Origin of the sequence: Streptococcus sp. KR (assembly GCF_002238115.1) — a bacterium.
GTDB lineage: Bacteria > Bacillota > Bacilli > Lactobacillales > Streptococcaceae > Streptococcus.
This window is the reverse complement of the sequence record NZ_NGVM01000214.1, coordinates 1-327: the sequence shown is the minus strand read 5'-3', so window position 1 is coordinate 327 and position 327 is coordinate 1. Positions and strand designations below refer to the sequence as shown.

Genomic DNA, 327 nt, shown 5'->3' with positions numbered 1-327 from the left:
ATAAGAGAAGCTGCATTTCATCAAAATAAATCCAGGTCTTCTTCCCTAATTTTTGGTTCCGAACGACACGATTCCATATCTGATCAAAAACAACCATAAGGGCGATTTGTTTCAGCTCATCTCCTAACTTCTTAACGTTATAAATCAAGAAATTAGATCCTGTCTGAATATTTGTCTTATGAGAAAAAATATCAAGAGAACCTTCGACATACAGTTCCATATCAAGTGCCAAATTCTGCGCTTCTTCTTCTGGTTGTTGACTCAATACAAAGACCCATTCTTCCAAAGAAGGCTCTTTAAATGACTGATAGGTGAGTCTCGTAACTC

1 pseudogene is annotated in these 327 nt (G+C 36.7%); it reads right to left on the bottom strand.

From position 1 onward, the window contains the following. A pseudogene (locus CBI42_RS11660) lies at positions 1–327 on the bottom strand (VirB4-like conjugal transfer ATPase, CD1110 family); the annotation flags it as partial.